Annotated in this window: 10 protein-coding genes and 2 CRISPR repeat arrays; of the genes, 8 read left to right on the top strand and 2 right to left on the bottom strand. The window is 37.5% G+C overall.

Going from position 1 to position 11203, the window contains the following annotated elements; all coding sequences use genetic code 11:
• Window positions 1–5 precede the first annotated feature (5 nt).
• Window positions 6–498: direct repeats of the CRISPR family, unit length 30 nt; unit sequence CTTTAACCGTAACAAGTGATGTATTGAAAC.
• Between the two features lie 34 nt (window positions 499–532).
• Both BLS49_RS20820 and BLS49_RS20815 read right to left on the bottom strand, forming a co-directional pair.
• A complete protein-coding gene (locus tag BLS49_RS20820) occupies window positions 533–910 on the bottom strand; it encodes a type II toxin-antitoxin system PemK/MazF family toxin (protein WP_091235365.1) in 378 nt (125 codons plus the stop codon).
• Complete coding sequence (locus BLS49_RS20815; RefSeq protein WP_091235363.1) at window positions 910–1179, bottom strand: AbrB/MazE/SpoVT family DNA-binding domain-containing protein; 270 nt, start codon at window positions 1177–1179, stop codon at window positions 910–912. Before BLS49_RS20815 ends, BLS49_RS20820 begins: the two co-directional genes overlap by 1 nt.
• A 405-nt stretch (window positions 1180–1584) precedes the next feature.
• Between BLS49_RS20815 and BLS49_RS20810 the strand changes: the two genes are divergently transcribed.
• The 8 genes from BLS49_RS20810 to cas2 all read left to right on the top strand — a co-directional run bounded on the left by BLS49_RS20810 (window position 1585) and on the right by cas2 (window position 10666).
• Window positions 1585–2295, top strand: coding sequence for a CRISPR-associated protein Cas6 (locus BLS49_RS20810; RefSeq protein ID WP_245742644.1), 711 nt, complete (start codon window positions 1585–1587; stop codon window positions 2293–2295).
• Window positions 2296–2316: 21 nt separating this feature from the next.
• Window positions 2317–4266, top strand: coding sequence for a hypothetical protein (locus BLS49_RS20805; protein ID WP_175471495.1), 1950 nt, complete (start codon window positions 2317–2319; stop codon window positions 4264–4266).
• Window positions 4250–5215, top strand: coding sequence for a type I CRISPR-associated protein Cas7 (locus BLS49_RS20800; protein WP_091235360.1), 966 nt, complete (start codon window positions 4250–4252; stop codon window positions 5213–5215). The genes BLS49_RS20805 and BLS49_RS20800 overlap by 17 nt, the downstream gene beginning before the upstream one ends.
• 36 nt (window positions 5216–5251) lie before the next feature.
• Window positions 5252–6049 carry a type I-B CRISPR-associated protein Cas5b gene (cas5b, locus tag BLS49_RS20795; protein ID WP_091235358.1) on the top strand — a complete coding sequence of 266 codons (798 nt, stop codon included), beginning with the start codon at window positions 5252–5254 and terminating at the stop codon, window positions 6047–6049.
• Between the two features lie 91 nt (window positions 6050–6140).
• A complete protein-coding gene (locus BLS49_RS20790) occupies window positions 6141–8849 on the top strand; it encodes a CRISPR-associated helicase/endonuclease Cas3 (RefSeq protein WP_091235356.1) in 2709 nt (902 codons plus the stop codon).
• Window positions 8846–9340 (top strand): CRISPR-associated protein Cas4, encoded by a 495-nt coding sequence (locus BLS49_RS20785; RefSeq protein WP_091235354.1) that lies wholly within the window; start codon window positions 8846–8848, stop codon window positions 9338–9340. Before BLS49_RS20790 ends, BLS49_RS20785 begins: the two co-directional genes overlap by 4 nt.
• A gap of 18 nt (window positions 9341–9358) precedes the next feature.
• On the top strand, window positions 9359–10372 hold the full coding sequence (gene cas1b / locus BLS49_RS20780) for a type I-B CRISPR-associated endonuclease Cas1b (RefSeq protein ID WP_091235352.1): 1014 nt from the start codon (window positions 9359–9361) through the stop codon (window positions 10370–10372).
• Window positions 10373–10378: 6 nt separating this feature from the next.
• Window positions 10379–10666 carry a CRISPR-associated endonuclease Cas2 gene (gene cas2 / locus BLS49_RS20775; RefSeq protein WP_091235350.1) on the top strand — a complete coding sequence of 96 codons (288 nt, stop codon included), beginning with the start codon at window positions 10379–10381 and terminating at the stop codon, window positions 10664–10666.
• A gap of 176 nt (window positions 10667–10842) precedes the next feature.
• Window positions 10843–11199: direct repeats of the CRISPR family, unit length 31 nt; unit sequence CTTTAACCGTAACAAGTGATGTATTGAAATA.
• Window positions 11200–11203: the final 4 nt, after the last annotated feature.

Here is an 11203-nt window from a genome sequence, read left to right as displayed (position 1 = left end):
CATATCTTTAACCGTAACAAGTGATGTATTGAAACGTCATTAAAAACTCAGTAATGCGAGTAGGGTCTTTCCTTTAACCGTAACAAGTGATGTATTGAAACTCCCCATCCCTCCTCATGAAGCCTTTCGTTTTCTTTCCTTTAACCGTAACAAGTGATGTATTGAAACATGCTTTGGAGCGTCGTAAAGGCCGAATCAAGCGTCCTTTAACCGTAACAAGTGATGTATTGAAACACCGATACGCCAAACAATTCTAGCCGATCCACGATACTTTAACCGTAACAAGTGATGTATTGAAACTTATTATTCGATTGTGTGTAAAGCTTGTGCCTAAGACTTTAACCGTAACAAGTGATGTATTGAAACTATGTACTCGGCTGTCACATGGAGGACTTATACCAACTTTAACCGTAACAAGTGATGTATTGAAACGGATCAGGTACGAGGAATGTTTTTATTACAAGAGTTCTTTAACCGTAACAAGTGATGTATTGAAATTGAAGCAGTTATTTCGACTGTTGAAGGGGCTTGTTTATGCGAGAATAGAACGAACATTGGTTATGATGCTTAAAAAGAAAGGGGTCTTTGGATCAATTTGTCCAATAACTTCTGCATGTCTGGCGCTTAGATCAAGAGATTTTACTTGATCGGTTAATACAACTCCAGTTAATTGAGCTTGCGTGACTTTTGATCCTGAAATAAGAATGCCAGTAGGAACTGCAACTTCAAAGGGGTAGTCTCTCACGGTGTTTGTTACAGGTGCAATTAAAGCAAATGATGAGTTTTCCGGATCAATTAATCCATCTGATAGTACGATTGCGGGGCGATAACCTGCTTGTTCATTTTCAGCTTGAGGATGTAGTTTAAGCCAGATCACACTTCCGCGTGTTATTTTTCCGGTGATAGGCATTAAATTGATTCATCTCCCATCGGTTCATGGAACATCTCTTCATGCTTGAGCATGCCAGGCTTGCATTTGGAGCGTAAAGCTAAGAAATGAGCGCGTAGTGCATCTTGGTCATCAGCAGCAGGAAAGAGTGGACGTAAAATAATTTCGTTATTGTCTGAGACGAGTATTTCTACTTCACTTCCTTCTTTAAAGTTCACATAGTTGGCTACTTCCAAGGGCAGACGGAGTGCTAAACTATTTCCCCACTTTTTGATCGTTGCACTAGTCATGAAGATCACTCCCTGTGAATGCTTTTTCACCAATTATACCAAACCCTTCCTTTTTGTATCTACAAAGTATATACAAAAGGATATGAAGTGATACCTTTCAGCTTATAGTAATACAAATTATTTTGATAATATAACTTTCTACATATTAATGACTTGACATTAAAATAGGAAAATACTAGGATGTTACTATAAATATATGGAATTATGATTTTATAGTTTATTGATTTAGATACATCGTATGTTACGGTTAAGGTTTGACAAATAGAACTTGCTAAACATTAAATTTCAATACATCAATAATTACGGTTGGAGAAACTCGTTACTACCGTGGTTCATTATATACGGTTGTATGTCATGAAATCAATAGGTTTAAGTATGTATTTTCCCTTGAAAGGAGGTGGTAAATTGAATAAGTATTTTGAACTAAAAGCGACAGTATTGCTTAAGCAATCTAATCATCATCTGGAAATGCCAGAGGTTATAGGGAAATGGATAGGACGTGCGGAATGTATAGTTCCTGAACTTAAAGAACAACATTATTCAATGGATTATAAGTTGCGTTGCTTTTCACAACCTTATCCAAGAGAGAAAGACGGAATCTATAAACAGAATCGGGTATACGTTATAGCTATTCGCAGTTCTGTAGAGAATATGCTTCGCCGTCTATCAGCAGGACTTCGAGAATTGAGAGATGATGAAAGTTTTGAATTACTAGCAGTGACATCAGTGCAAAGTAAGCAATTAGCCCATATTACCGAACTTACTACAGTTAATCCGGCGATTGCTACGGTAGATAGTAAGCCGTGGGTACCTGAAATGGACATTGAGCTGTTGTTAAGTAGAATCAATGCAAATGCTGAGAAGAAATACCGTCAATTGTATCCTGATGCTCCAATTCGTTTGGATTACGATTTCGTTGAAGGGATTCAGATTTTGAATCAAAAACCTATTGCTTATCACTACAAAGGTCGAAAAATGCTGGGTAATAAATTTAGACTTATAATCCGTAGTGATGAGCTGTCTCAAAGGCTCGCTTACATTGCATTAGGGGCAGGTCTTCTGGAAAAAAATTCCATCCTAGGAGCAGGTTATTGTGTTGCCAAGGGGCTCGATTAATGTTGAGAGGAGGGACATGTATTGCTAATAGATTTGGTAGAGAGCTACAAGCTAAGGAATGACAATTCCCCAGAAGAAATGATTCAGGTGAATCACAGACCGAAGGCTGGCATTTACATAAGATTAAGGCTGGATCAGAGCTGGAATGAGCAATTGATAAATTTTGATCAGAATCATTATATTATACATCCCAAAGATAAAGATGACATAACTCCAACAAGTATTGAATTGTATCGATGGTTTCAAGTTCAGGACTACTATAGTTCACTAATTACAATGAATAAGGCAGTGGATGGTGGCAAACAAATTCATAGCAATAATCCGTTTGCCCTGTTCTCAAAAAGTGAAGTGTTCTTGGGTGAAAAGAAAGATAGTAAATCTTCAATGCAAGAAAATATTACACGTTTTCTAACCCAAACTGAACCAGAGATCGTCATTCAAAAGTGGTCAGAGCTTATTAATGACAAACGAAGTGGAAAGAAGGGAACTTCTCCTACTCCAGAGGAGTTTTTTGCCAAGAGTGAATACTTGCCTGCACTTCAATATCTAACTAGTGAATATCGAAAGAATCAACTTAGCAATATATCAGATTGGTTTCAGCATAACCTGTATGATCTGACAGAATATATCCGCAAACTTCAGTTTAAAAATTACGTTAAGCTATTTTTCACTCTAGATACTTCTCCAATCACCTCAGAGTCTCAATTTACTACGCAACAAATTTTCTATTACGAATACCTCTTATATACCATTCCGAAAGTATACAACAGCAATGATTATAATCAGTTAGTTAACGGCGAGATGACGGGTCTCCCAGGATTTAATATGAGTATGAATAGTAAGAAACCATATCTAGAACATAAGAGTATGGGAGTCGTAGCTCCGGTGCGTGTTTCTCTGAATGAAGCAATGCAACTTAAGCAGGCTTCAGAATGGCTTTTGTCTCAAGAAAAATATGTTACCAACAAATTTTCTTATGAGACTTCTTTTTCTTACACAAATACAAATGCTCCTGAGGGGGTGTACCATGTCTATGTGGAAGGGAAAGAGAACGAAGTTATTAGCTTCGAGAACGTCCCCTTTCCGAAAGGGATTACAGTGAATATTCCTATAAGAAACGTATTAGGTATTCAAGATAACGAAGGATTTATTAAAGATTATGGATCTATCGATAATGTGGACAAATTGCAAAAGGAAATAAGTAGTCGCTTCTTCCGAGGAAGGTTGAACCAGGATCAGGGGAGATTTCTGCATAGTGACGAGCCTAAGCCAAGAGCTAAGGATTTTACAGCATTGATGGCAACGTTATTTATGCAGAGTAGACAAGCTTTCCATGATTGGTTGTATAAAGGTACTGAAACTACAATCAGACCATTATTTGCGAAAGTAACTCTTCGTCTAGTCGAAGAGCAAATGATGTATGTTGAGCCGGCTTCTAGTAAAGGGAAACAACGCACTCTTGAATTAAGATGGCTGGCTGATGCTATGAATACAAGATTATCAATAGATGCTTATTTGAAACGTAACGAAGGAGGGAAAACGATGGCAGACCGAATAACATCAGTGAGAAATTCACTGAAGGAAAAACTGTTGATTAAAGATATTAATCTCTGTAGTAATGATGATGAATTTTACTTCTTGGCAGGACAACTTGCGTATTATCTTAAGAGTCAATCAGAAACCCAGAACAAAACGGGCGATTTGCTCGGTCCTTTTCTTATAGCAAAGCGTAGTGAACAACTGAAAAAGAGATTGGACGAGGCATACATTCAACATATGCATAAAGTTCTCTTGTACAATTTTAAATTTAATCGAGCATTTGCAAGCATATTTGGATATCAGCCAGAGCAAGAAGTTGAAGGAGAAGCAAGAGAGATGTTCATCGCGGGATTGTTTGCAGATAACTGGTTTTATGAGAAGGATGGAACTAATAGCAATGAAGGGATGAATGAAAATGGCGAAGAAAACTAATCGAGTTGTTGGATTAATCGGTATCGTAAGTCGCATGGCAAATTGGAATGCTGATTTTAGCGGACAACCGAAAACGACGAGTAACGGCCAGATTTTTGGTAGTGATAAAGCGCTTAAGTACAGCATTAAACGATATTGGGAAGAGGAAGGTCACAAAATTCTGTATATTCGTTCCTATAAACTTGGAGCAGGCAAGAAAAATGAGGGAAGCAAGCTCCAACCACGTACATTAGACGAAAGATATGAGCATTTATTTGAAGAAAAAGTATCTACTAATTCTATAGATGTACTTAGTCGATTGTTTAAATGTATCGATGTATTGAACTTCGGTGCTACATTTGCGGTAAAAGAACAAAATATCGGGTTAGCAGGTCCTGTGCAAATTGGACAAGGTCTGAACAAATATGATTCAGCTATGATTGAAGTGCAAGATATTCTTTCTCCGTTCCGTAATTCGAGTGATGATAGTGTGGATAAGGATGCAACTTCCATTGGGAAAAAGAGAACTGTTGATGAATCCCACTATATATATCCTTTCTCAGTCAATCCAAAACATTACGAGAGTTATGTTGGTCTCTCTGGTTTAGAGGATTTTGAGGGGTATACGGAAGAGGCGTACAAGGCATTTAAACAAGGTGCATTGCACGGTGCTACATTACAGAATACGAACAGTAAATCTGGTGCGGAAAATGCATTTGCCTTATTTGTGGAGTTCAAGGAAGGTGTTCCGGGATATCTTCCGAATCTTGATACTTATGTGACCGTAAGTAAGAAGGGCGACTTAACAGTGTATGATTTGTCGGCAATTGTTCCGCTGTTTGAGGATGTTCAGGATCATATTGATCGGATTGAATTGTATGTGAACCCTTATGCCATTCAAGTTGAACTGGAGTATTCTGGCGTTACACTATATAACATTTTTACAGGCAAAGAAATCACATTGGATTAAGACGATGCTGGCATACGTTGAAGGGAGGAAGCCGTTATGCGAGCACTGCGTTTTGAACTGCAAGGTGAGTCGGCATTTTTCAAAAAGCCTGACGTGAATTCATATGCATATTTTACTTATAGTCATATTCACAAAATAGCACTTTTTGGACTTCTTGGAGCTGTTATTGGGCTGGGAGGGTATGCCCAGCAATATAGATATAATCAGGAGTTAGTTAAACATGAGAAGGATAATAGCTCCAAAAGGATTTTTCCTGAATTCTATGAGATATTGCAACATGCATGGATCAGCATTGTGCCTCATGGGGATCGAGGATATTTTGCCAAGAAAATTCAGATCTTTAATAACACGGTTGGTTATGCGAGTCTTGAAGAAGGAGGAGTGCTAAACGTAAGGGAACAATGGTTAGAGCGTCCGCATTGGAGTGTATATGTTGCTGATAATAGTGGTTTACCAGATGGTGTATTCGATAGATTAGTGGATTATATTCTGAATTCCAAGGCGGAATTTATGCCGTATCTCGGGAAAAATGATCATCCTGCTTCTATAACTTCCCCAGTTCTAATTCAATTGGACAGGCCTGAACGTGAAATTCGTTATATTGATTCACTTCGTTCGGCGAACATAGCTCCTCATCCTAGAGGTAAGATTCGCGGGCGGGAAATGCAGAGCTATTTTAAAGAATATATGCCAGTTGCTCTAAATGAGGAGAATAATGGATATATCAATGAACAATTAGTATTTACTAACCATGAGGTTGATCCAGCTTCGATGAGTCAGCATGATCTGGAGAGACTATACATGGACGAAAGAAGAACGATTTATTTTATATAAATTCTTATCATTACACCACTAATAGTTAACTGTAGCCGGCAAGAGTCATTTACAAGGATTCTTCCGGCTGTTCTCATTAGGAGGGAAGGTTATGGATCATAACAGTCCATTTTCAATCTGGTTAATTGAGGAAGCCAAGGGGAAACTCCATGCACATACTGGTGATGGTGATCCAGATAAAATAGCTGAGACATTGGAGCAACACAGCGATCTTGTTCTTCATTATGCAGAAATGTTACTGAGGGATAACGGAGTAGATAAGGCTATATACAGATCGCTTCATACTATGAGGATAGATGGGGAATGTCTTGATGTACCAACAGTGGAACTCATACATAAGTATTTCATTCAAGCGATCTATTTACATGATCTTGGTAAGGTGAATCCAGCTTTTCAGCGGAAGAAAATGAAGAATACCTTTGTTGCAAATAAAGGAGGGGGGATAAGTGATACCACGCATTCTTTATTATCCTCAGTGTTGTATTTACATATATATTTGCAAGAACTACAGCAGATGGAGGAAGAAACAGAAATACGTCCATCCGATCAGCTTCCCGGTGAGAGAATGTACCCGTTTCTAAGACATACGTTATATGCATTTGCTTACGTTATTTCGAGGCACCATACTTACCTAGGGTCAATGGATGAAGGTGAACTGGAGTTGAAGGTATTTGAGCAGGAGACTAGGAATAAAGTACGCAGTATTCAACTGCGATCTGAAATAATTTATTACTACCAGAATAAAACTTCTTTTCTACAAGATACGTCATTGTTTGATGATATTTATCTTGCTCGAAATTTGCGCTATAACGATATGCACTCTCCTTATCCGTTCTATATTCTTACTAAGTTACTGTACTCAATGATGGTGGCTTCTGATTTTCGGGCAACGTTTCATTATAAGGAGCAACGATTTGTTGAAATGAACTATTTTAGTGAAAAGCTCCCGTTAATGCCTGTATTAAATGCATACCAAAGTGGTGCAATTTATCAAACCATTCTGAGATATAAAAATGGTGAGACTGGCTTGGATTTAGTTCCCATTAATATGGTGCGAACAGAATTGTTTCTTGAGACGGAAAAGAGACTTCATGAACGGCCGGAAGAAACGATGTATTACCTAGAGGGTCCAACAGGTTCTGGTAAGACAAATATGTCCATTAATTTAGCCCTTCAATTATTAGATAAGAATAAGAATCTTAATAAAATAGTGTATGTGTTTCCATTCAATGCGCTGATCGAGCAGACAAAACAAACATTGGATAAGCTGTTTAATAAAGAAGAGCTTGAGGGGTATAGAGTAGAAGTTATTAATTCAATTACTCCTATGGTGACTGAACAAGAGATTAGAGCACAGGGAAGTTTCAATAAAGGGAGTAGTCTTGAAGAGTCTGAGCCTGCGCATGATTATTCGGCTGTGCTGTTGCAACGACAGTTATTGCAATACCCGGTTACACTAACTTCGCATGTGAATTTATTTAATTATTTATTTGGAACAGGGCGAGAATCAAACCTTGCTTTTGCACATTTATGTAATAGTGTGATTATTCTGGATGAAATTCAAAGCTATCGAAATCGATTGTGGAAAGAGATTATACACTTTCTCCGATCTTTTGCAGACACGATGAATATCAAGTTTATTATTATGTCGGCCACTCTTCCCAGATTAGACTTACTGATGGAAAAGACGAATGAAGAGAATGAAGTAGAGACATATCCACTAGTGCTAAACAGAGATAAGTATTTCTCAAATCCTGTGTTTCGCGAGCGAGTTCATCTTCATTTTGAATGGTTAAAATCGAAAGAGAAAACGGATATATCAATCCTTGGTTCGCGATTAATGACAATAATTGATAAACGACGGTTACATGGGTATGGAAACAGGATTTTAGTTGAGTTTATTAGTAAGAAGAGTGCTCGTGAGTTCTATAACAAGATGAAAAAAGAAATCACTGACATTCCGATCTTTGAGCTAACTGGGGATGACAGTCCATATTATCGGAAAGTGAGGATAGATCAGCTTGGTAAAGATGTCAACACTGGGCAATTTTATTTACAAGAAGTTATCGTTGTTGCCACGCAGGTAATTGAAGCTGGAGTAGATATAGATATGGATATCGGGATGAAGGACATCTCTTTATTAGATAGTGAGGAGCAATTTTTAGGCAGAATTAATCGTTCTTGCAATCGTAGTCATTGTCATGCCTATTTTTTTGATATGGATAAGGCAAGTGGAGTCTATCGCAATGACTGGCGTACCGAGCATGACCTTCATCATGAGGATTATCAACGGATGCTTGTGAACAAAGACTTCAGTCAGTTTTATGGATTAAGTATGCAAAGAATTAATGAATCCCGACAGTTAAAAGGTAAGGATCATTGGTATCTTTTTGAGAGAAAGGTGCAGCTTGTAGACTATAAGCAAGTACAGAATCATATGGAATTAATACCTGATCGAAGTGTTACTCTCTTTCTGAATTATCCATTAGAAACAGATGAAGGGACTATGGAAGGCAAGGATGTATGGGACGCCTATGTTCAATTAATGCAGAGCAAGAAGGCGATGGATCATGCAGAATGGAGAATTCGATTGTCTGTAGTCAGACAGCAGATGAGCTACTATACATTTACTTATCAGTTGGATCATGGACAGACAGCTCCTGCTATATATTCAGAGATGAAAGGTTCACTTTATTATGTGGAGAACGGCACGGAGTTTATGGAGTATGAACCAGACACTCGGGCCTGGAAATTCAACCGCAGTAAGTACAACGAGACTGAAAGGGGGCCTTTGCTATGAGAATTACAGGAACCATGGTGAATTATTATGTTCATTGCCGGAGGCAATGCTGGCTGTTTGCAAATGGTATGAATTTTGAAGATGACAGTGAGGACGTGAGGATCGGTAAAGTTCTCCATGAATTAAAGAATGAAAGTAAGTCGGGACGAGAGATCGCCATTGAAGGAATTAAGGTAGATAAACTAACTGATCAATACGTCACAGAGTTCAAAAAATCAGATTCAGATATAGAGGCTACAAAGTGGCAAACCATTTATTATATGTATGTACTTAAGCAAAAAGGAATGGATCGCAAAGGCAGTATTCAATTTATGGAGCGTAATAGGCAAGATAGCACAACAATTTCACTAGAACTGGACGAGGAGACAGAACAGCACATGATCTCAATGTTAGAAGAAATGGAACAATATTTGGATCAAGATCAGCCGAACCCTGCTGTATTGGATAAGAAATGTAAACGTTGTGCGTACTATGCCTATTGTTTTCTATAGAGTGAAGGAGGAATATCAATGTCTTCTAAATCGGCGTCTTCAACAAGATATATACGTACCCCAGGGACATTAAGTAGAGAAGCAAATTCATTAACATTTCGTAGTGAAAAAGGGATTGTACATTTACCAATTCATGGAGTTAAAGAACTTTATTTACTCAATGAAATATCCTTAAATAGCAAATTATTTTCATTCCTGTCTACTGCAGGAATTACGGTCCATTTCTTTGACTATTATGGTCACTTTAGAGGCACCTTTTATCCGAAGGAAGCGAGAATCAGCGGTAAAGTAAAACTGTTGCAAGCTAAAGCATGTCTAGAACGACGAATGCCCATTGCGAAATCATTTGTTAATGCCATTAGCTCGAATATCCATGAAGTGCTGTATCACTATTTTAAGCATGGAAATAAGGAAATTAAACCATATCTGGATTGGCTGAAAAAGGATGTACCACGGATCATTGATAAAATCGAGGATATTTCCAGATTACTTGCTATTGAAGGTGAAGTTTGGCGACGATTTTATGAAACATTTCGAACCTTTTTGCCTGAAGATTTTAAAATGAATAAACGTGTAAAGCGACCTCCTGACAATCCATTAAACGCCATGATCAGTTTCGGTAATACCATCTTATATACGAAGACGATTACTCAGATTTATCATACCCATTTGGATCAGAGCATCAGTTTCCTGCACGAACCAAGTGACCGGAGGTTTTCACTCAGTCTGGATATCTCAGAGCCGTTCAAGCCTTTGATCGTGTATAGGACTATTTTTGAACTAGTCAATAATCGACGCATACAAGTAAGTAAACATTTTGAGAAAAAATATAACTATTGCATACTAAATGATTTGGGGAGAGATGTGTTTATAACCGCACTTGAGGAACGGATGAATCAAGTATTTGAACACCAAAAGTTAAAGCGTAAAGTAAGCTATTTGACTGCAATTAAATATGACGCATATAAGCTAAAAAAGCATATCGTAGAAGGTGCTCCATTTATTCCTTTTCTTGAAAAAGAAGGGAGGTAATGAAGGGTGGCTAAAAATAAAAACTATAATTATGTTATTTTAGTCTATGATATTGGTGAGAAAAGGGTGGGACGAGTCTTTAAAATCTGCAAAAAATATCTCGTCCATTTCCAAAAGTCAGTTTTTCGAGGAGAAATAACTCCAGCTAATTTACTTAAATTAAGAAGTGAATTAAAGAACGTCGTTGATTCTGAATGTGATTTTATAGCCGTCTTTAAAATGACGGGGGACTATGTCTTTGACGAAGAGATTATTGGAGTTAGATTGAATAATTCAGAGTCCTTATTGCTGTAATTTTCCCAACCGCTATTTTAAGTTCAATAGGGTTTATCCTTAGAACAGTAAGGGATTAAAGGGAGTTTAACATGAAGCTTCAATTAATTAATTTTGGTTGGGAAAATTTCGCCAAACCCTTGTGGTTGTAGTACAATCGGGATATACAGGATTTATAAAAGCTTGATTTTACTAGCCTTTAACCGTAACAAGTGATGTATTGAAATCTCGAAGGTGGTAATTTATTTGGAATTAAAGGAATACTTTAACCGTAACAAGTGATGTATTGAAATTCTAAACTAGAGGCATTAACTGTCGCCATTGTACTCTTTAACCGTAACAAGTGATGTATTGAAATAAATATTATTCTAGATTATTTGGAAGAAAAAGAACGCTTTAACCGTAACAAGTGATGTATTGAAATACAACAATGCATCTTATTACGTAATAACGTTTTACCTTTAACCGTAACAAGTGATGTATTGAAATAATGATGACTTACTAGGTCATTCGTGGCTTCTAGCTTTAACCGTAACAAGTGATGTATTGAAATATGTT

Source organism: Fontibacillus panacisegetis (genome assembly GCF_900102215.1).
Taxonomy (GTDB): Bacteria; Bacillota; Bacilli; order Paenibacillales; family Paenibacillaceae; genus Fontibacillus; species Fontibacillus panacisegetis.
The sequence above is the reverse complement of the archived record's forward strand: the minus strand, read 5'-3'. Positions and strand labels throughout refer to the sequence as shown.